General features: G+C 60.4%; 27 protein-coding genes. 11 read left to right on the forward strand and 16 right to left on the reverse strand.

Going from position 1 to position 17,505, the window contains the following annotated elements; translation table 11 throughout:
- Nucleotides 1–44: 44 nt before the first annotated feature.
- From rnc to folK, 9 genes are all read right to left on the reverse strand, one after another.
- Nucleotides 45–725, reverse strand: a complete 681-nt coding sequence (gene rnc / locus ACR0DO_RS11895; protein ID WP_480558969.1) for a ribonuclease III — start codon at nucleotides 723–725, stop codon at nucleotides 45–47.
- Nucleotides 722–1,561 (reverse strand): signal peptidase I, encoded by an 840-nt coding sequence (gene lepB, locus ACR0DO_RS11900; RefSeq protein ID WP_480558971.1) that lies wholly within the window; start codon nucleotides 1,559–1,561, stop codon nucleotides 722–724. Before lepB ends, rnc begins: the two co-directional genes overlap by 4 nt.
- Nucleotides 1,562–1,617: 56 nt before the next feature.
- Nucleotides 1,618–2,037, reverse strand: coding sequence for a holo-ACP synthase (acpS, locus tag ACR0DO_RS11905; protein WP_170448044.1), 420 nt, complete (start codon nucleotides 2,035–2,037; stop codon nucleotides 1,618–1,620).
- Nucleotides 2,034–2,504, reverse strand: a complete 471-nt coding sequence (locus ACR0DO_RS11910; RefSeq protein WP_480558973.1) for a hypothetical protein — start codon at nucleotides 2,502–2,504, stop codon at nucleotides 2,034–2,036. The genes acpS and ACR0DO_RS11910 overlap by 4 nt, the downstream gene beginning before the upstream one ends.
- Nucleotides 2,504–3,250: a pyridoxine 5'-phosphate synthase gene (locus ACR0DO_RS11915; protein ID WP_480558975.1), complete on the reverse strand. Its 747-nt coding sequence runs from the start codon at nucleotides 3,248–3,250 to the stop codon at nucleotides 2,504–2,506. The genes ACR0DO_RS11910 and ACR0DO_RS11915 overlap by 1 nt, the downstream gene beginning before the upstream one ends.
- Entirely contained in the window at nucleotides 3,243–3,941 is a 699-nt protein-coding gene (locus ACR0DO_RS11920; RefSeq protein WP_480558977.1) for a DUF2062 domain-containing protein, read from the reverse strand. The genes ACR0DO_RS11915 and ACR0DO_RS11920 overlap by 8 nt, the downstream gene beginning before the upstream one ends.
- Before the next feature lie 16 nt (nucleotides 3,942–3,957).
- Nucleotides 3,958–6,090 carry a RelA/SpoT family protein gene (locus ACR0DO_RS11925; RefSeq protein ID WP_170448033.1) on the reverse strand — a complete coding sequence of 711 codons (2,133 nt, stop codon included), beginning with the start codon at nucleotides 6,088–6,090 and terminating at the stop codon, nucleotides 3,958–3,960.
- Between the two features lie 26 nt (nucleotides 6,091–6,116).
- Nucleotides 6,117–6,470 carry a DNA-directed RNA polymerase subunit omega gene (rpoZ, locus tag ACR0DO_RS11930; RefSeq protein WP_170380450.1) on the reverse strand — a complete coding sequence of 118 codons (354 nt, stop codon included), beginning with the start codon at nucleotides 6,468–6,470 and terminating at the stop codon, nucleotides 6,117–6,119.
- Nucleotides 6,471–6,564: 94 nt separating this feature from the next.
- Nucleotides 6,565–7,134 carry a 2-amino-4-hydroxy-6-hydroxymethyldihydropteridine diphosphokinase gene (folK, locus tag ACR0DO_RS11935; RefSeq protein WP_480558979.1) on the reverse strand — a complete coding sequence of 190 codons (570 nt, stop codon included), beginning with the start codon at nucleotides 7,132–7,134 and terminating at the stop codon, nucleotides 6,565–6,567.
- Between the two features lie 140 nt (nucleotides 7,135–7,274).
- Here folK and ACR0DO_RS11940 point away from each other — a divergent pair, with 140 nt between their 5' ends.
- The 7 genes from ACR0DO_RS11940 (at nucleotide 7,275) to ACR0DO_RS11970 (ending at nucleotide 11,569) form a co-directional block, all read left to right on the forward strand.
- Entirely contained in the window at nucleotides 7,275–7,850 is a 576-nt protein-coding gene (locus tag ACR0DO_RS11940) for a LabA-like NYN domain-containing protein (protein ID WP_058283597.1), read from the forward strand.
- A gap of 195 nt (nucleotides 7,851–8,045) precedes the next feature.
- Complete coding sequence (ispH, locus tag ACR0DO_RS11945) at nucleotides 8,046–8,996, forward strand: 4-hydroxy-3-methylbut-2-enyl diphosphate reductase (protein ID WP_480558981.1); 951 nt, start codon at nucleotides 8,046–8,048, stop codon at nucleotides 8,994–8,996.
- On the forward strand, nucleotides 8,993–9,445 hold the full coding sequence (locus tag ACR0DO_RS11950; RefSeq protein WP_480558983.1) for a DUF3429 domain-containing protein: 453 nt from the start codon (nucleotides 8,993–8,995) through the stop codon (nucleotides 9,443–9,445). The genes ispH and ACR0DO_RS11950 overlap by 4 nt, the downstream gene beginning before the upstream one ends.
- The gene (locus tag ACR0DO_RS11955) at nucleotides 9,442–10,026 is read left to right on the forward strand and encodes a class I SAM-dependent DNA methyltransferase (RefSeq protein ID WP_480558985.1); all 585 of its coding nucleotides are present in this window, start codon (nucleotides 9,442–9,444) and stop codon (nucleotides 10,024–10,026) included. Before ACR0DO_RS11950 ends, ACR0DO_RS11955 begins: the two co-directional genes overlap by 4 nt.
- Nucleotides 10,019–10,486, forward strand: a complete 468-nt coding sequence (rnhA, locus tag ACR0DO_RS11960) for a ribonuclease HI (protein ID WP_480558987.1) — start codon at nucleotides 10,019–10,021, stop codon at nucleotides 10,484–10,486. Before ACR0DO_RS11955 ends, rnhA begins: the two co-directional genes overlap by 8 nt.
- The gene (locus ACR0DO_RS11965; protein ID WP_480558989.1) at nucleotides 10,483–11,106 is read left to right on the forward strand and encodes a trimeric intracellular cation channel family protein; all 624 of its coding nucleotides are present in this window, start codon (nucleotides 10,483–10,485) and stop codon (nucleotides 11,104–11,106) included. The genes rnhA and ACR0DO_RS11965 overlap by 4 nt, the downstream gene beginning before the upstream one ends.
- Nucleotides 11,107–11,197: 91 nt before the next feature.
- Nucleotides 11,198–11,569, forward strand: a complete 372-nt coding sequence (locus tag ACR0DO_RS11970) for a DUF4440 domain-containing protein (RefSeq protein ID WP_170448013.1) — start codon at nucleotides 11,198–11,200, stop codon at nucleotides 11,567–11,569.
- Between the two features lie 47 nt (nucleotides 11,570–11,616).
- Here the strand turns inward: ACR0DO_RS11970 and speB are convergent, their stop codons facing one another.
- From speB to def (ACR0DO_RS12000), 6 genes are all read right to left on the reverse strand, one after another.
- Nucleotides 11,617–12,438 (reverse strand): agmatinase, encoded by an 822-nt coding sequence (gene speB, locus ACR0DO_RS11975; RefSeq protein ID WP_480558991.1) that lies wholly within the window; start codon nucleotides 12,436–12,438, stop codon nucleotides 11,617–11,619.
- 63 nt (nucleotides 12,439–12,501) lie between these two features.
- Nucleotides 12,502–12,738: a GlsB/YeaQ/YmgE family stress response membrane protein gene (locus ACR0DO_RS11980; RefSeq protein ID WP_170333744.1), complete on the reverse strand. Its 237-nt coding sequence runs from the start codon at nucleotides 12,736–12,738 to the stop codon at nucleotides 12,502–12,504.
- Nucleotide 12,739: 1 nt separating this feature from the next.
- A complete protein-coding gene (locus ACR0DO_RS11985; RefSeq protein ID WP_170448006.1) occupies nucleotides 12,740–12,976 on the reverse strand; it encodes a hypothetical protein in 237 nt (78 codons plus the stop codon).
- A 5-nt stretch (nucleotides 12,977–12,981) separates the two neighbouring features.
- On the reverse strand, nucleotides 12,982–13,896 hold the full coding sequence (fmt, locus tag ACR0DO_RS11990) for a methionyl-tRNA formyltransferase (RefSeq protein WP_480558993.1): 915 nt from the start codon (nucleotides 13,894–13,896) through the stop codon (nucleotides 12,982–12,984).
- Between the two features lie 2 nt (nucleotides 13,897–13,898).
- The gene (def, locus tag ACR0DO_RS11995; protein WP_480558995.1) at nucleotides 13,899–14,393 is read right to left on the reverse strand and encodes a peptide deformylase; all 495 of its coding nucleotides are present in this window, start codon (nucleotides 14,391–14,393) and stop codon (nucleotides 13,899–13,901) included.
- Nucleotides 14,390–14,908, reverse strand: a complete 519-nt coding sequence (gene def, locus ACR0DO_RS12000; RefSeq protein ID WP_480558997.1) for a peptide deformylase — start codon at nucleotides 14,906–14,908, stop codon at nucleotides 14,390–14,392. The genes def (ACR0DO_RS11995) and def (ACR0DO_RS12000) overlap by 4 nt, the downstream gene beginning before the upstream one ends.
- Before the next feature lie 94 nt (nucleotides 14,909–15,002).
- On the opposite strand from def (ACR0DO_RS12000), the gene ACR0DO_RS12005 reads away from it, so the two are divergent.
- The 4 genes from ACR0DO_RS12005 to ACR0DO_RS12020 are packed head-to-tail and all read left to right on the forward strand — an operon-like array spanning nucleotide 15,003 to nucleotide 17,033.
- Complete coding sequence (locus tag ACR0DO_RS12005; RefSeq protein ID WP_480558999.1) at nucleotides 15,003–16,175, forward strand: MalY/PatB family protein; 1,173 nt, start codon at nucleotides 15,003–15,005, stop codon at nucleotides 16,173–16,175.
- 5 nt (nucleotides 16,176–16,180) lie between these two features.
- Complete coding sequence (locus ACR0DO_RS12010; RefSeq protein ID WP_480559001.1) at nucleotides 16,181–16,510, forward strand: hypothetical protein; 330 nt, start codon at nucleotides 16,181–16,183, stop codon at nucleotides 16,508–16,510.
- The gene (locus ACR0DO_RS12015; RefSeq protein ID WP_480559003.1) at nucleotides 16,507–16,926 is read left to right on the forward strand and encodes a L,D-transpeptidase family protein; all 420 of its coding nucleotides are present in this window, start codon (nucleotides 16,507–16,509) and stop codon (nucleotides 16,924–16,926) included. Before ACR0DO_RS12010 ends, ACR0DO_RS12015 begins: the two co-directional genes overlap by 4 nt.
- A complete protein-coding gene (locus ACR0DO_RS12020) occupies nucleotides 16,893–17,033 on the forward strand; it encodes a L,D-transpeptidase family protein (RefSeq protein WP_480559237.1) in 141 nt (46 codons plus the stop codon). The genes ACR0DO_RS12015 and ACR0DO_RS12020 overlap by 34 nt, the downstream gene beginning before the upstream one ends.
- Here the strand turns inward: ACR0DO_RS12020 and ACR0DO_RS12025 are convergent.
- The gene (locus tag ACR0DO_RS12025) at nucleotides 17,030–17,383 is read right to left on the reverse strand and encodes a hypothetical protein (protein WP_480559005.1); all 354 of its coding nucleotides are present in this window, start codon (nucleotides 17,381–17,383) and stop codon (nucleotides 17,030–17,032) included. The two genes, ACR0DO_RS12020 and ACR0DO_RS12025, sit on opposite strands and share 4 nt — an antisense overlap.
- Between the last annotated feature and the right edge of the window lie 122 nt (nucleotides 17,384–17,505).

Genomic DNA, 17,505 nt, shown 5'->3' on the forward strand with positions numbered 1-17,505 from the left:
GTAGGGGGCCAGATGAAGACGGATCCCGTTGGCGTCTGGAGCGTCTACCTGGGCAGGTTTTCCAGCAAGGCCTTGGCTGCGGCCTGTTCGGCCTGACGCTTTGATCCGGCGGTGGCCTGCGCCTCGGTCCCGTCCTGCAGGCGGGCAGCGATTGTGAAAACGGGTGCGTGGTCCGGACCGCTGCGTTTGATCTCGACATAGCTGGGCGGTTTCTGCCCCCGCGCCTGTGCCCATTCCTGCAGCGACGTCTTGGCATCGCGGGCGTCTGCCTCAACCGTGTGGATGCGATCCCCCCAAAGCGCAAGGATCACGTCACGCGCCGCCTCGAACCCGGCGTCGCGGTAGATGGCGGCGATGACAGCCTCCATCGCGTCGCCCAGCAGGGCCTGTTTGCGGCGGCCGCCTGACAGCATCTCGGACCGGCCCAGTTTCAGTACGGCACCCAGATCGATCTGGCGGGCGACATCGGCGCAGGCCTCTTTGCGGACCAGTGCATTGAAACGAGGAGCAAGCTGCCCTTCCGAGGCTTTCTTGTCGGCCTCAAGCAGCGCGGTGGCCATGACGAGGCCCAGAACCCGGTCGCCCAGAAACTCCAACCGCTGGTTGTCGGGCCGCGTGGCGGATGAGACAGACCCGTGCGTCAGTGCACGCACCAGAAGCTCGGGTTTGGTGAACTCATACCCCAAACGCTTCTGAAACGCTTTTATATCGGCCGAGAGCTTCAATTGACCGCCTTGAAGAACCGATCGCTGCGCCAGGTCCAGAAGAACAGCATCGACCGGCCTGCGGACGAAAACATGATCCGGTCGGCCCGACCGATCAGGTTTTCATACGGCACATACCCCACACCGCCGGCGGAAAGCGGCAGGCGGCTGTCGCTGGAATTGTCGCGGTTATCGCCCATAAAGAAATAGTGGCCTTCGGGTACGGTATAGATGCCTGTATTGTCGGACGCCTGGTTTCCGATATTCAGCACATCGTACGTGACGCCATTGGGCAGAGTTTCAATCGAACGGGATTTCTCGCAGGCGCCACCAACGCCGACCGGTCCGTTTTCACAGCGCGGGCGCAGGCGTTGCGGGCCTTGCGGCGCGGCCGTTTCGGTAAAGACACCGTCGGGCTGTTGCGGCACCAGCGTGCCGTTCAGGATGATCTGTCCCGCCCGGATCTGAATGCGGTCGCCCGGCAGGCCGATCAGGCGTTTGATATAGTCGCGCCCGGTGGCCGGATGGCGAAAGACGATGACGTCGCCGCGCTCGGGCTCTCCGCCCAGAAAGCGGGAATTCTCGTTGCCCTGCATCCAGCCACAGATATCCTCGGCGTCGATGTCCAGACCAACGCGGGGAATGATCAGGCTGGGACAGGACGCGTAGGAATAGCCATAGGCCATCTTGTTGACGAACAGGAAATCCCCGATCAGCAGGGTCTGTTTCATTGATCCCGAGGGAATCCAGAACGGCTGAAAGAACAGGGTGCGGAAAACACCCGCGATCAGCAGGGCGTAGACGATGGTTTTGATCGTCTCCCATACGGGATTTCCGGTTTTGACGTCCTCGGCCATACTGCTCTCCGGTCCTTGCGTTGTTGGATGCTACATGCGGGGCCAAGGGGGGCAAGTCAAGGCTGTGCGCCCTGATCTTGCAGCGGCCTGGCCTCGATCACCACGAAGGCCTGCGCCCAGGGGTGATCATCGGTCAGGGTGACGTGGATGATCGCCTCATGCCCATCGGGCGTCATCTCTTTCAAACGTTCTGCGGCCCAGCCGGTGACATGCATGACCGGCTGGCCTGTGCGCAGGTTGGTGACCGCCATGTCCTTCCACGCAATGCCCATGCGCAGACCGGTGCCCAGCGCTTTGGAACACGCCTCTTTCGCGGCCCAGCGTTTGGCGTAAGTCCCCGCCGTATCGGCGCGACGTTCGGCTTTGCTTTGTTCGATGTCGGTGAAAACGCGATTGCGAAACCGGTCGCCAAACCGATCAAGCGTGCCCTGAATGCGGTCGATATTCGCAAGGTCCGTGCCAATACCAAGGATCATGCGCTTTGGTTCTTTTTCAGATACACCGCAAAGCCCCTTTTGACGCCAAGCATGAAGGCAAATCGACAAAAAACGAATGAGACAAAACCGACGACAACGATCTGGACGGCATATCCGATCAGCACTGTTCCGTCATCCATCAGAGTCCAAAGACCCAACACAAAAACCTGGAACAGGAAAAGCCCCAGAACGATGCACAGCCCGGTCAGAACCATTTTTCTGGCAATAACCCAGCTTTTGAACGAAGGGTCGCAATGCTTGCCGGTCCGACCGGCCCATACCCCGTAAAAGAACGCCGCCGCCACAAGTGCAACACTCATTGGCATCAGGGGGAAAGGCAGATCAAATTCAAGAACGCGCCTTGCGACGGAAAAGGCCACCAAAACCGCAAAAACGAGACCTACGTAGGTAACGTGGTCAAACTTTACAGTCGCTTTTGTCGCGGGTGCAGGGATCTCTCGAGCCATTATGCGCGCGCCTCATCCATCAGTCGGCGCATCTCGGCAATTGCCGGGGTGAGGCCGCGAAAGATCGCCTCGCCGATCAGGAAGTGGCCGATATTCAGCTCACGCACCTCGGGGAATGCCGCGATGGGCTGCACCGTTTCGTAAGTCAGGCCGTGCCCGGCATGGACCTCAAGCCCCAGAGAGTGGGCAAAGGCGGACATGTCACGCAGGCTTTCCAGTTCGCGCGCAGCCTCGTCCGTGCGGCCCTCGGCATGGGCGTCGCAATGGGCGCCGGTGTGCAGTTCGATCACTTCGGCCCCGATGCGGTGGGCGGCTTCGATCTGGCGCTGATCGGCGGCGATGAAGATGGACACGCGGCAACCCGCCTCGCGCAGGGGGGCAATGTAGTGGGCCAGCTTGTTTTCCTCGCGCGCGACCTCAAGCCCGCCTTCGGTCGTGCGTTCCTCGCGTTTTTCGGGCACGATGCAGACCGCGTGCGGTTTGTGGCGCAGGGCGATTTTCTGCATCTCGGGCGTGGCGGCCATTTCAAAGTTCAACGGCACCGACAGAACCTCCATCAACCCGTCGATATCAGCGTCCGAGATATGGCGGCGGTCTTCGCGCAGATGGGCGGTGATGCCATCCGCCCCGGCCTCTTCGGCCAGCTTGGCAGCACGCAACGGGTCCGGGTAAGCGCCGCCGCGAGCGTTGCGCACCGTGGCCACGTGGTCGATATTTACACCCAGGCGCAGGGGGTTGTCAGACATCGCTTATTTCCTTTTCCGATTTCCGCTCCGAATTTAGCGGGTTCGCCGCAGGACCGGCAGGTTCGGTTTCCGCCAACCGTTTGATTTCCTCGAATTTCGCCTTGATCCGGGCACGACGGCGCTGTTGGTAGGTGCGAACCACCGGCAGGCTGAGGTAATAGCAGATGAACCCCGCCAGAAGCCCCGGCAAGATGCCCCCGATCAGGTAGGGAAAGAACACTTCATCGTAAAACACGGCAAGGCCGCGCCAGTCAGCAACGCGGTCGGTGAACATTGCCATGAAATTGTTCTTGAGATCACTCAGCGCCTTGAAAAAGCTGTCCATCAGGCCGTGGGTTTCACCTTCGTCAAAATCGTCGCCCAGCAGGTAGTTCCCGGTTTGCAGACAGATGACGCCGATGGGCACATAGGTCAGCGGGTTACCGAAAAACGTACCGCTGAGGGATGCCAGAAGGTTGCCGTTGATCAGGCGGCTGATCACGGCCGCGATAACAAAGTGGAATCCGTAAAACGGCGTGAACGCAGTGAACACGCCCGCCCCGACACCGCGCGCGATGCGCTCAGGTGAATCCGGCAGGCGCCGGATGCGGTGTTTGACGTAGTGAAAGGCGCGAGTCCAGCCGCCGCGCGGATAGACAAACTCCGAAGCGATCCGAATGGGCGAGCGTCGGTCTCGGCGCTTGAAAACCACTCCTGATCACCCCTTCTCAGCCAGCCGCAACCGCGGTTTTTTCCCTGTCCCGATGCCGTTCGACCGCGGCAACGTCGCTTTCGGCCTCAAGCATCAGCATCAGCGAATGCAACTGTTCAAGGTCGCGCAGTTCGACACTGATCAGCAGACGGTAAAAATCCGGTTTGCGGTCAACGAATTCCAGGTTCGAGATATTGGCCTTTTTCTCACCGATCAATGTGCAAATGCGCCCCAGTACCCCGGCATCATTGCCGATGGTCAGATCCAGCGTCACACCATAAGCGGCCGGGTGCGTGCCCGAGTGCCAGTGCAGATCGACCCAGCGGTCGGGCTCGCTTTCGAATTCAGACAGGCGGTCGCAGTCGATGGCGTGCACGACCACGCCCTTGCCGCGATAGGTGATGCCAACGATGCGTTCACCCGGCAGCGGCTGACAGCAGGGTGCACGGTCAAACTTCTGCCCCGGCTCCAAACCGATCACCGCGCGGCGCGGGGAAATGGCATCGCCTTCATCCTGTGTCAGCTCGGGATAGACCGCGCTGACAACCTCATGCGCGGTCAATTCGGCACTGCCCAAACGGGCCAACAATTCGTGCCGGTCTTTCAGGCGAAGGTGCTTGGCAGCAGTATCCAGAGCCTTATCCGTGGCCTTGCGCCCCACGTGATCGAACCCTGATCGCGCCAGCTCCTTGCCCAGCTTGATGAAACGCTCGCGGTCTACCTCGCGCAGCGCACGGCGGATCGAAGTGCGGGCCTTGCCGGTTACAGCAATCTCAAGCCATGTGACCTGCGGGGTCTGGCCATCGGCAGTGATGATATCCACCGATTGCCCGTTCTTGATCCGGGTCCACAGCGGCACGCGGATGCCGTCGACCTTGGCACCCACACAGGCATGGCCGATGCGGGTGTGGATGGCATAGGCAAAATCAATCGGTGTCGCGCCCCGCGGCAGCTTGACCACATCCCCCTTGGGCGTGAAACAGAACACCTGGTCCGAGTACATTTCCAGCTTCACGGCCTCGAGGAAATCCTCGTGGTCATCCTCGCTGTCGAACTGTTCGGTCAGATTTGCAATCCACTTCGCCGGATCGACCGCGAACGGGTTCTCCGAGCGTACACCATCACGATAGGACCAATGCGCCGCAACGCCGGTTTCGGCGACGTCGTGCATCTGGCGGGTGCGGATCTGAACCTCGACCCGTTTGCCGTCACGCCCCGACACCGTGGTGTGGATCGAGCGATACCCGTTCGATTTCGGCTGACTGATGTAATCCTTGAACCGCCCCGGCACCGCGCGCCAGCGCTGGTGGATCGCACCCAGCGTCCGGTAACAGTCTTCTTCGGTCTGGGTGATGATGCGGAAGCCATAGATATCGGACAGGCGCGAAAAGCCCTGATCCTTTTCCTGCATCTTGCGCCAGATCGAATAAGGTTTCTTGGCGCGGCCGAACACCTCGGCGTCGATCCCGGCTTTCTCCAACTCGTGCCGCATGTCGCCGGTGATGCGATGGATCACGTCACCAGTTTCGCGTTGCAGGGTGATAAAGCGGCGGATGATCGACTGGCGGCCTTCGGGGTTCAGGACGCGGAACGCGAGGTCTTCCAGCTCCTCGCGCATCCACTGCATCCCCATCCGGCCTGCAAGTGGCGCATAGATGTCCATCGTCTCGCGCGCTTTGACGATCTGCTTTTCGGGGCGCATCGCCTTGATCGTGCGCATGTTGTGCAGACGGTCGGCCAGCTTGACCAGAATGACCCGCAGGTCCTTGGACATGGCCATGAACAGCTTGCGGAAGTTCTCGGCCTGCTTGGTCTCACGGCTGGAGAGCTGCAGGTTGGTCAACTTGGTGACGCCATCGACCAGCTTGGCGACCTCATCCCCGAACAGCTCGGCCACCTTGCTGTAATTGGCTTTGGTGTCCTCGATCGTGTCGTGCAGCAGTGCCGTGATAATGGTCGCATCATCCAGACGCTGTTCGGTCAGGATGGCGGCAACGGCAACGGGATGAGTGAAATAGGGCTCGCCGGAGTGGCGGAACTGACCTTCGTGCATCTCGCGTCCGAACTCGTAAGCGCGGGTGATGCGGTCGGCATTTGTCTTGGGGTTGTAGTTGCGGACCAGCGCAATCAGGTCGTCAGCAGAAATCATCCGGTCCGCACCTTCGTTTTTGGGAATTACCCCTGGCCTTGAGCCTCCATCAGAGCGCGCAGCAGCTTCTCTTCCGACATGTCGTCCTCGGCCGGTTTGTCCGATTCCGCACCCATCAGCAGAGCCATCTGATCTTCTTCCGGCTCATCGACCTCGATCTGGGTCTGGTTGGCCTCGATCAGGCGCTCGCGCAATTCGTCGGCGCTCTGGGTTTCGTCCGCGATCTCGCGCAGCGACACGACAGGGTTTTTATCGTTGTCACGGTCGACGGTGATCGGGCCACCGGCGGAAATCTCGCGCGCACGATGGGCGGCAAGCATCACCAGTTCGAACCGGTTCGGAACCTTGTCTACGCAATCTTCAACCGTCACGCGGGCCATGGGGCGCTCTCCGTTACTGAATCCATGTCAGGAAGACGTTTATCTAAGCGCGAATCCCCGCCTTGACAAGCAAGAAATGCCGCAAATGCATCATTCACAGAGGGGTTACCGCCGCAATATCTTCGGCGGGCAGCTCTGCCAGCATCTCGGTGACAGTTCGGCCCAGCACCGGATGGCGCCAGTCAGGGGCTACATCCGCCATCGGAACCAGCACAAAGGCGCGATCCTGCAGGCGTGGGTGCGGCAGGATCAACTGATCCGGCGTTTGCTGCGTCTGCGCCTCGGGAGGCAGTGCCAGCCATCGATCATATACGCTGCGGTCCGGCAGAACCCGATCGCCACAGCAGACCAGATCCAGATCCAGCGTGCGCATCCCCCAGCGCTGCACCCTTTCGCGGCCGAATTCATGCTCGACCGCGTGCAACACCTGCAACAGCTCTTCCGGGGTCTTGTCGGTCTCGATCAGAGCGGCTGCATTCACGTAATCCGGTCCCGCGCCGGGCGGGAAACAAGGGGTCTCGAAAAAGCGGCTGACGGTGCGAATCACCACCCCATGACGCAAAATCGCGTCAATTCCCCTTTTAAGTGTCACCTTGGGCTCTAATTCTCTCAAACTGAGATTTCCGCCCAGTGCAATCACCGCTTCTGACATTAAATTGCTCATTAGACTCCCTATATTCGGCGAATTGCATGCTTGCGATACACATCAAATGCCCTAATTATAGGATTATCAGCGCGCCGCATATTATCTAGCTCACTCACCTAACAACCGGTGTCGCTGGTTTGTACCGGAAGGATCTATTTATGTTTTATAAAGACGAACGGCTAGCGCTGTTCATCGACGGCTCGAATCTTTATGCGGCCGCAAAAGCACTGGGGTTTGACATCGACTACAAATTGCTGCGCCAGGAGTTCATGCGCCGCGGCAAGATGCTTCGTGCTTTTTACTACACAGCGCTGCTCGAAAATGACGAGTATTCGCCGATCCGTCCCCTGGTTGACTGGCTGCATTACAACGGCTTCACCATGGTGACAAAACCGGCAAAAGAATACACCGACAGCATGGGGCGTCGGAAAGTCAAAGGAAACATGGATATCGAACTGACTGTCGATGCCATGGAACTGGCGCCGCGCGTCGATCATATCGTGCTGTTTTCGGGCGATGGGGATTTCCGCCCGCTGATAGCCAGCCTGCAACGTCAGGGCGTGCGCGTGTCGGTCGTCTCGACCATCCGCAGTCAGCCGCCGATGATCTCGGACGAGCTGCGCCGCCAGGCCGACAATTTCATCGAACTGGAAGACCTGCGCGACGTGATCGGGCGGCCTCCGCGTGAAATGCCGATGGAGCCGCGCAGCGTTGCCGCTGCTGGCGGGCAGTAACGCCCCCAGCGCTCACCAAGCCGGGGAAAGAAACAGGCGCGGTCAGGGGATGGAAACCTGACCGCGCTTTTTTTAACTAAGAACAGGTGCTGAAAACGCCCTCTGGCTAGCACCGATTCATGTCAGGCAAATGACAATGTGGCGTCTGGACCAAGGCCGGGAAAAGACTTACCTGTGGCCTATGGAGATCGCGACATGACCAAGCCCCCCCTGACCCTTTACCTTGCCGCCCCGCGCGGCTTTTGCGCCGGTGTGGACCGGGCGATCAAAATCGTCGAAATGGCGCTGCAGAAATGGGGTGCGCCGGTCTATGTGCGCCACGAGATCGTGCACAACAAGTTCGTCGTCGACGGGTTGCGCGCGCAGGGTGCGGTGTTTGTCGAGGAACTGGACGAATGCCCCGATGACCGACCGGTGATTTTTTCGGCCCACGGCGTTCCGAAATCCGTGCCCGCGACGGCTGCGCAGCGCGAGATGATCTATGTCGACGCCACCTGCCCGCTGGTCTCGAAGGTCCATGTCGAAGCCCAGCGCCACGCCGATGCCGGGCTGCAGATGATCATGATCGGCCACAAGGGCCACCCTGAGACGGTCGGCACCATGGGCCAATTGCCCGACGGTGAGGTCCTGTTGGTCGAAACCGTCGAAGATGTGGCCACCGTGCAGGTGCGCGATCCGGACAAGCTGGCCTATGTCACTCAGACCACGCTGTCGGTGGACGACACCAAAGATATCGTGGCCGCGCTCGAGGCCCGGTTCCCGGCCATTGTCGGCCCGCACAAGGAAGACATCTGCTACGCCACCACCAACCGGCAAGAAGCCGTGAAAGCCGTGGCCCCGAAATCGGATGCTCTGCTGGTGGTCGGCGCGCCGAACTCATCGAACTCGCGTCGTTTGGTCGAGGTCGCCTCGCGCGCCGGGTGCACATATGCGCAACTGGTGCAACGTGCGACCGATATAGATTGGCGGGCGCTGGAAGGCATCTCATCCGTTGCCATCACCGCGGGCGCTTCGGCCCCCGAAGTGCTGGTCAACGAGGTGATCGACGCGTTCCGCGACCATTACGACGTCACCGTCGAACTGGTCGAAACCGCCGTTGAAAACGTCGAATTCAAGGTCCCTCGCGTTCTGAGGCAACCCGCATGAGAGGCATTCCAAGGGCCCCGTTGGTCCTGGGGCTGGCCGGGCTGCTTCCGTTCATCTGGGGCGCGCTGACCTATCTAAGCGATGATCTGCACGCCTGGGGAACACAGGCGCTTGGATCGCGCTTTGTGGGGCCGTATGTGCAGCTGTTTTACGGTTCGGTAATCCTCAGCTTTATGTCGGGTGTCCTGTGGGGGTTCGCCACCAAGACCTCGGGCAGCAAGGCGGCGACCTGCTATCTGCTGTCGGTTCTGCCCGCGCTGTGGGTTTTCTTCAAAACCGGCGGCGGTCCGGTCAGCACCGGCATCAACCTGATGTACGGATTTGCTGGAGTACTGGTTCTGGACGCCCTCTTTGCCTATTGGCGCCTGACCCCAATCTGGTGGTTGCGGCTGCGCGTGACACTGACCGCCATCGTACTGGCCTGCCTTGCCGTGGGAGTTTACCTGTGAGCGACAAAAGAACCATCACCGCCTATTCGACCCGCGTGGCCGACTATCTTCAGGTCCCTCTGCCCCCGGAACAGATCGAAGCCCGCATGGCCTTTGCCGAGGCCGTGGGCGCGGGTCACATTCTGGATCTGGGCGCAGGCCCCGGATCGGACAGTGGATTTTTCATGCGCGAGGGCCTGACTGTTCGGGCGCTGGACGCAACCCCCGCCTTTGTCGAGCACGCGCGGGAAAACGGCGTTGATGCCCATCTGGGCACGTTTGACGACGTCACCGAAGAAGCCGAGTATGACGGCATCTACGCCAGCTTTTCTCTGCTGCACGCCCCCCGCGCCGATTTCCCCCGCCATCTGGCGGCGATCCACCGGGCGCTGAAACCCGAGGGTGTATTTTTCCTCGGCCTGAAGCTGGGCACGGGTGAGCATCGCGACGACCTGGATCGCCACTACACCTATTTCTCACAGACCGAGATCGAAGAGGCATTGGAACAGGCTGGCTTCATCATCGACCGGATCACCACCGGCATGGGCACCGGTCTGGCCGGGTCTTATGACGGGTTCATTCTGGTGCTGGCCCATGCCTGAGCTGTTTGCCTATACCGATGGCGCCTGTTCCGGCAATCCCGGCCCCGGCGGCTGGGGCGTGCTGCTGCGCGCGACCAACGGCGACAAAGTCCTGAAAGAGCGCGAGTTGAAGGGCGGTGAGGCCGAGACCACCAACAACCGCATGGAACTTCTGGCCGCAATCAGCGCGCTGGAGACGCTGGAGCGTTCGTCTAAGATCACCGTGGTCACTGACAGCGCTTATGTGAAAAACGGCGTCACCGGCTGGATTTTCGGGTGGAAGCGGAACGGCTGGAAGACCTCGAACAAGAAACCGGTCAAGAATGTCGATCTGTGGCAGCGGCTGGATGAGGCGCAGACCCGCCATGATGTGACCTGGGAATGGGTCAAGGGCCACGCGGGCCATCCCGAGAACGAAAAAGCCGATGAGCTGGCCCGCGCGGGCATGGCCCCTTTCAAGCCGAAAAAGGCGCAGACGTGAGCGGGCTGGCCCTGCTGGACTATGCCTCGGTTCTGGTTTTTGCATTGACCGGAGCTTTGGTGGCCAGCCGGGCGCAGCTGGATCTAGTGGGGTTTGCCTTTATTGCCTGCCTGACGGCGGTGGGCGGCGGCACGGTGCGGGATCTGCTGCTGAACCGAGATCCGATCTTCTGGGTCGGGCAGCCTGACTATATCCTCATTGCTGTCGGCGCAGCGGTACTGGTGTTCTTTACCGCCCATCTGGTCGAAAGCCGCTATAACTGGCTGATCTGGCTGGACAGTTTCGCCCTGTCCGTCGCCGTGGCTGCCGGAACGGGCGCCGCGCTTTCACTGAACCAATCGGGCGTGATTGTCGTGTTGATGGGCATCTCAACCGGCTGTCTGGGCGGGCTGATGCGCGACGTGGTCTGCAACGAGGTACCATTGGTTCTGAAACAGGGCGAGCTGTATGTCTCCTGCGCGTTTGCAGGGGCGCTGACCGCCGTGGTGGCAGACCGTCTTGGGTTTGAGGAACTCTTGGCGCTGGCCGCCTGTGCGTTGATTTGCTGGGCCTTGAGGGCCGGGTCGCTGATGTTTGGCTGGCAGTTGCCCGTCTACAAAAGCCGACCGCCGCGCCATTAGCTGAACAAAATAACGCGCGTTTGTGGTTCAGCGCCCTGCGTGGCACGATACAGCTTTCCGTTCTCATCATGAGCCGTCACGGAGAGTGCCCATGGATATGAAGAAAACGCTCGAAGATTTTGACGCCGCCTACAACGAGGCGTTCAATCGCGGTGATGCAGAAGGCTGCGCTGCATTCTTTACCGAGGACATTATGCTTTTGCCACCCGGCGAGCCTATGACGCGCGGCAAGGCAGCTTTTCTTGAAACTTACCGATCCCGGATCAAAGAAAACGCCGGAGGCACGCATAAAAACGAATTGATCGATTTCGGGGTCAGCGGGGATACGGCGTATCAGGTCGGGACTTATGCCATCGAAGACTCGGACCCTCCGGAACAGGGGAAATTCGTCAACGTCCTGCAACGCCAGCCCGACGGGACGTGGAAGGTCAAGATTTCCATCTTCAACAGCGATTTGCCCTGATTTAACACCTTTTCGGTGTCAGGGTTCGACAGCGAAGCCCGTGTGCGTCAGCGTGACAGCAATCGCCCGCCGATTTCCTTGACGAATTTCGCCGCCACCATCGCGGTCATCCCGTACGGGTCGCGGTGCGGGTTCAACTCGACAATATCCGCGCCGACCAACTGGCCTTTGAACCGGTGGATCAGGTTGATTACCTCACGCGTGCTGAGCCCGCCGGGTTCATGATGCGACACGCCCGGTGCAAAGGCCGGGTCCAGAGCGTCCAGATCAAGCGACAGATAGACCGGGCCGTCAAAGCTGATCTCAAGATCGGGGTGCCAGTTCTGCATGTCGATCACCTCGACCCCGAACTTGTCGGCCTGTTCCTGCTGGTGCTTGTTCACGGTGCGGATGCCGACCTGAACCAGACGGTTGATCTGACAGGTCTCCATCACCCGCGCGAAGGGGCAGCCATGGCCCAGTGGGCCGATCTGCTGACTGTCATAGAGATCGGGGTGCGAGTCGATATGCAGGATGTTCAGCCCCTCATACCGCTCGGCATGCGCCTTGATCAGCGGAAAGGCCACCGAGTGATCGCCACCTAGCGACAACAGCCGCGCACCGGTTTCAATACGCATAGCTGCCCCGGCCTCGATCCGGTCGATCGGCTCCTGTCCAGCCATCTCGAACACATCCAGATCGCCCGTGTCCTTGAAACGGTCGGTCGCGCCCAGATCGGTGCCATCCTCGGCTGTCAGGTTGGCCGCCCCGGAATGCAACGCCTCGCGAATACGACCCGGCGCAAAAGCAGGCCCTTGCAGGAAGGAAGAGTGCAAATCCAGCGGCACCCCCATCAGTGCGACGTCACCGGGGTTCAGGTCATTTGACATGGCGTGTCTTTCGGATTGAAAGTTTCGGCGATCTGGCCGGTAACCCGCCCGAAGGTCAAGAGGTTAGCGACGCAGATAGGTTTGCCAGATCCAAATCACCAGCAACGCGCCCAACACGGCGCCGACAAAGCCCGACAGCCAGCCCGCCACAGTGATCAATGCGCGCAGAAGGAAACCGCCCACCAGCGCGCCCACGATGCCGATCAGCATGGTCGTGGGGATGTCGGCCTCGATCCGCATCAGGCGGGTGGCCAGAAATCCGGCGGCGGCTCCGATAACGATCAGGGCGATGACGGGCACGCTATTTCCTCCAATGCGTCGGCACGATGATCAGCGCCCCGACGGATGAGATTACGGCGTTCAGGCCGGGCGGGCCAAAGCTGATGCCGAACATGATGCGGACGAAATAGAACAGGAAAGCACCGCCCACGCAAATGATGATCGAAGGCAGGTATCCGTTGTGGGTGAACCCGGTTTTCTCGGACAGGTAGCCCACGATACCGGCAATCACGACGGTGCCCATCAGGACCATGAACATCTGGCTTACTCCGAACTCAGGTGGGTTCCAGCCGCGACTGGCCAGCCCCGCAGGAAGGTTTCCGCATCCTGTGCACCCTTTCCTGCCCGCTGCAGGCGCAACAGGTCAATCGCCCCCTCGCTACAGGCCACGCGAAGTGTGTCGTTCAGAACCTCTCCGGGCGCGCCCTGTCCTTCGGCCAGTACCGAGGCCAGCAGTTTCACCCGGTCGCCCGAAATCTCGGTCCAGGCACCGGGGAAAGGTGACAGGCCGCGGATTTGGCGATCAACCTCAACAGCGGGGCGGGTCCAGTCCACCCGCGCCTCGGCCTTGTCGATTTTCGAGGCATAGGTCACGCCGTCCTCGGGCTGAGGCTCGGGTGTCAGTTCCGACAGACGGGCCAGAGCCTCGACGATCAGATCGGCCCCCATGGGCGCAAGCCGGTCATGCAGTTGTGCCGTGGTTTCCTGCGGCCCGATATCGGTGGCGTGCCGTAACAGGACTGGGCCGGTGTCCAGCCCGGCCTCCATCTGCATGATGCAGATACCGGTCTGCGCATCCCCCGCCATGATCGCGCGATGGATCGGCGCGGCACCGCGCCAGCGTGGCAGCAGGCTGGCATGGATGTTCAGACAGCCATGCTTGGGCGCATCCAGAATGGGTTGCGGCAGCAGCAGCCCATAGGCCACGACAACCGCCACATCGGCGTTCAGGTCGGCAAACGCGGCCTGTTCTTCCGAAGATTTCAGCGAGACAGGGTGTCGAACCGTAAGGTTCAGTGCCTCGGCCCGGGCATGAACGGGCGTCGGGCGATCTTTCTTGCCTCGCCCCGCCGGACGCGGGGGCTGGCAGTAGACGGCGGCTATCTCATGCCCGGCCTCCACCAGCGCATCCAGCACCGGCACCGAGAAATCGGGTGTTCCCATGAAAACAACGCGCATGGTCACCCCTGTTTCCTGGCTTTGCGCAGCAGCATGTCGCGTTTGACCTTGCTGAGCCGGTCGAAATACATCCGACCGTTCAGGTGGTCGATCTGGTGCTGCACACTGGTGGCCTCGATCCCCACAAAGTCGCGGCGATCAATCATGCCCTGTTCGTTCAGGAATTTCACCGTCACCGCGCGCGGGCGTTTCACCTTGGCAGATACGCCGGGCAGGTTCGGACTGGCCTCTTCATGCTCGCGCAGTTCGATCGAGCTGTGCAGGATTTCAGGGTTCGCCAACCGCACCGCCTTGCCCCGCTCGGTCGAGCCATCCACAACCGCCAGCCGCAGCATCACCCCGATCTGAGGCGCAGCGAGGCCAACGCCGGGCATCGCCTCCATGGTGTCTATCATGTCATCCCAGATGGCGCGGATGTCGTCGGTAATCTCGGCCACGTCCTCGGCCTTGGTCCGCAGGCGATTGTCGGGCCAGGGCAAGCAGGTACGGACGGTCATGCGCGGGCCTGTTCGCGTTTCAGCTTTTGCATCTTGCGCGTGATCATCTGGCGTTTCAACGGTTTGAGATAGTCTATGAACAGCTTGCCGTTCAGATGGTCGATCTCATGCTGCACGCAAGTCGCCCAAAGCCCGTCGAAAGTCTCCTGCTGCAAATTGCCATCGCGATCCATCCACGTGACGTCGACCACTTTGGGCCGGGTCACCTCGGCGAATTGCTCGGGGATCGACAGGCAGCCTTCTTCATAGACGTTGGTTTCGTCCGAGGACGCAATGACCTCGGGGTTGAACATCACCAACGGACGCGGGGTCTCGCCTTCTTCCTTGACACAGTCCATCACGATCAGGCGATCCAGCACTCCGATCTGCGGTGCCGCCAGCCCGATACCGGGGGCGTCATACATCGTTTCCAGCATGTCGTCGGCCAGTTTGCGCAGCTCGTCCGACAGGTCGGCCACCGGGGCGCAGACCTTTTTCAGACGGGGGTCGGGATGGATCAGGATATTGCGTTTCATGGGCTTGATGTAGGCCATCCCGCCCCCCGCCGCAACGCCCCCCTTGCGCCTGCCGCAATTGTGGCTAGCTTTCCCCCCAACAGACGGAGCAGACATGACTTTCAACGACCTGACCGACCGCCGCGGAACCAACAGTTCCAAATGGGACAAGATGGAGGACCTGTACGGCGTGTCGCCGCAGGACGGGCTGGCTATGTGGACAGCCGATTCCGACTATGCCACCGCACCCTGCGTGATCGAGGCGGTGCGCGAAGCGGCCGAACACGGCGTGTTTGGTTATTCCTGGACGCACCCCGATTATCTGGCCTCGGTCCAGTGGTGGATGAAGAACCGCCACAATTGGGAGATCGACACCGATTGGGCGCTCACGTCACAGGGGTTGGGCAATGCGATCGCCCTGTGTCTGGATGTCTGGACTGAACCCGGGGACGGGGTGGTGATCTTCACACCCGTCTACCATGAGTTTGCCTACAAGGTGAACAAAACCGGTCGCCGCGTGATCGAGTGTCCGCTGGCCCGAGAAGGCGACAGCTATGGCGTCGATCTGGAAGACGCACAGTCACGGCTGGACGGATCGGAAAAGATGTTGCTGTGGTGCTCGCCGCAGAACCCGTCGGGGCGGGTCTGGACACCGGACGAACTGCGCGCCGTGGCGGCGTTTGCCAAACGGAACGGGCTGATCCTTGTTTCGGACGAGATTCACCACGATCTGGTCTATCCCGGCCACACGTTTGTGCCGATGGACGTGGCCGCACCCGATGCGCGGCCGTGGACAGTGACGCTGACGGCAGCATCCAAGACGTTCAACATTGCAGGTCAGCGCACCGGCAACATGATCATCCCCGACCCCGAGCTGCGCGCGGCCATGCGCTATCGCCTACACACGTTGGACTATGCGCCCAGCGCGCTGGGTGTCGCCATGATCACCGCCGCCTATTCTCCGGCAGGCGCGGCTTGGGTCGATGAGCAGATCGCCCATCTGGACAGCAACCGAAAACTGTTCGACGCGACCATCGCCGAAATCCCCGGCCTGTGGTCGATGCCCCTGCAGGCAACCTATCTGGCCTGGGTCGATTATTCAGGCACCGGCATGGATCACGATGAGTTCGTTCGCCGGCTACGCGAAGACGCCAGGATCGCCACCTCCTCCGGCCCCGGTTTCGGCCCGGGCGGAGAGAATTTCGAACGGTTCAACCTCGCCACCCAACGCGCGCGCGTGGAAGAGGCCTGCACCCGCCTGAAACACGCATTTGCCGATTTGCAGTGAAAAGAGTGAAAAAAGATATCAACCCAATGCCAAAGAAAGGCTGGAAAATTGAAAACGGAGTCCTTCCGGACGATCTGATCGCGCACCTTACGGAGTATTTGGCTTCAACTGAAACAGTTTTCACCCGGGGTGGAACGCCAAAACCGCCTTGGGTCGAATTCCCAACTTATGGTCGCATCAGCATGGGATGGCGAATGGGATCAGGCGAAGACTACATGTTGGACTTCAGAGAATGGTTCAATGCCCTAAATTTCAAACAGCAATCCGAGTATGTTGAAGCAAACCCCGAGCCTGAGGGATGGTCCGGGTTTTACGAGTACATCATTAGACGATGAGGTGGCTCGCAGTCATAGCTTTTCTCGTTTTACTTGCGGGCGCGGCGTGGATTGGCTGGCATCGTTACGGCCCGCGCGCGCCCGCGCCGCCAATGGCCTCTGAGGCCACGCAGATCGACCATATCCTGATCGAGAAATCCGCCCGCCGACTGACCGCATCCTTGAACGGCGCCATTGTCATGCAGGCGGATGTGGCCTTGGGGTTTGAGCCCAACGGCGACAAACAGCAGGAAGGTGACGGCAAGACCCCGGTCGGGACATTCCGGATCGACCGGCGCAATCCGCAGAGCGCTTTTCACCTCTCACTCGGGTCAACTACCCCTTACCCGAAGATATCGACCGCGCCCAAAGTCAGGGCATTGATCCCGGCGGAGACATCTTCATCCACGGGCAACCGAACGGCGTCGCAGGTCTGACATTGCCCGGAGACTGGACGGCGGGCTGCATCGCCCTGTCAAATGCCGAGATGACGCGGCTTTGGAGCCTGACACGCAACGGCACAGTGGTGGAAATCCGACCCTAGTCCTCATACCCCAACAGCGCGATCGGAGCATCCGGCGCGCGGTAGAAATCCAGCGGAGCCTTGTCGGAGGCGGCGGTACTGCGCTTGAACTCGTAACGCATCTCACCCGCTTCCTCGTCATCCGCGATGATCAGGCATTGGTAGAGGTGGCGCGCGCCATCGTAGATATCGACCAGCCCGCGCAGTTGTGGCGTGGTTTCGGCCTCAACCGTAAAACCATCTTTCCACAATCTCAGAATTTTAAAGGTATTGTCGCCAAATTCGACGCGAAGGCGACTGGTTTTCTTTAATCCCGCGATTCGCGCCGCATCCAATTCGGCGCTCATCTCCTTAGAAACATAGGTTGTCATAATAAATTCCCCCCGGAAAACGGACTCCATTGTGCGGCATTGACTGTAAAAATCCAGTGAAGACGGTCACATAGCGTGGCAGCAATTCGATCTGTTGCGCGGAAATCTCAATCCGGCTTGTG

Source organism: Ruegeria sp. AM9 (assembly GCF_056540565.1).

Coding starts and splice junctions, on each gene's coding strand:
- lepB (WP_480558971.1), bottom strand. CDS start 1,561: ATGGCCGAGGACGTCAAAACCGGAAATCCCGTATGGGAGACGATCAAA.
- acpS (WP_170448044.1), bottom strand. CDS start 2,037: ATGATCCTTGGTATTGGCACGGACCTTGCGAATATCGACCGCATTCAG.
- ACR0DO_RS11910 (WP_480558973.1), bottom strand. CDS start 2,504: ATGGCTCGAGAGATCCCTGCACCCGCGACAAAAGCGACTGTAAAGTTT.
- ACR0DO_RS11915 (WP_480558975.1), bottom strand. CDS start 3,250: ATGTCTGACAACCCCCTGCGCCTGGGTGTAAATATCGACCACGTGGCC.
- ACR0DO_RS11925 (WP_170448033.1), bottom strand. CDS start 6,090: ATGATTTCTGCTGACGACCTGATTGCGCTGGTCCGCAACTACAACCCC.
- rpoZ (WP_170380450.1), bottom strand. CDS start 6,470: ATGGCCCGCGTGACGGTTGAAGATTGCGTAGACAAGGTTCCGAACCGG.
- folK (WP_480558979.1), bottom strand. CDS start 7,134: ATGAGCAATTTAATGTCAGAAGCGGTGATTGCACTGGGCGGAAATCTC.
- ACR0DO_RS11940 (WP_058283597.1), top strand. CDS start 7,275: ATGTTTTATAAAGACGAACGGCTAGCGCTGTTCATCGACGGCTCGAAT.
- ispH (WP_480558981.1), top strand. CDS start 8,046: ATGACCAAGCCCCCCCTGACCCTTTACCTTGCCGCCCCGCGCGGCTTT.
- ACR0DO_RS11950 (WP_480558983.1), top strand. CDS start 8,993: ATGAGAGGCATTCCAAGGGCCCCGTTGGTCCTGGGGCTGGCCGGGCTG.
- rnhA (WP_480558987.1), top strand. CDS start 10,019: ATGCCTGAGCTGTTTGCCTATACCGATGGCGCCTGTTCCGGCAATCCC.
- ACR0DO_RS11970 (WP_170448013.1), top strand. CDS start 11,198: ATGGATATGAAGAAAACGCTCGAAGATTTTGACGCCGCCTACAACGAG.
- speB (WP_480558991.1), bottom strand. CDS start 12,438: ATGTCAAATGACCTGAACCCCGGTGACGTCGCACTGATGGGGGTGCCG.
- ACR0DO_RS11985 (WP_170448006.1), bottom strand. CDS start 12,976: ATGTTCATGGTCCTGATGGGCACCGTCGTGATTGCCGGTATCGTGGGC.
- fmt (WP_480558993.1), bottom strand. CDS start 13,896: ATGCGCGTTGTTTTCATGGGAACACCCGATTTCTCGGTGCCGGTGCTG.
- def (WP_480558995.1), bottom strand. CDS start 14,393: ATGACCGTCCGTACCTGCTTGCCCTGGCCCGACAATCGCCTGCGGACC.
- def (WP_480558997.1), bottom strand. CDS start 14,908: ATGAAACGCAATATCCTGATCCATCCCGACCCCCGTCTGAAAAAGGTC.
- ACR0DO_RS12005 (WP_480558999.1), top strand. CDS start 15,003: ATGACTTTCAACGACCTGACCGACCGCCGCGGAACCAACAGTTCCAAA.
- ACR0DO_RS12015 (WP_480559003.1), top strand. CDS start 16,507: ATGAGGTGGCTCGCAGTCATAGCTTTTCTCGTTTTACTTGCGGGCGCG.
- ACR0DO_RS12025 (WP_480559005.1), bottom strand. CDS start 17,383: ATGACAACCTATGTTTCTAAGGAGATGAGCGCCGAATTGGATGCGGCG.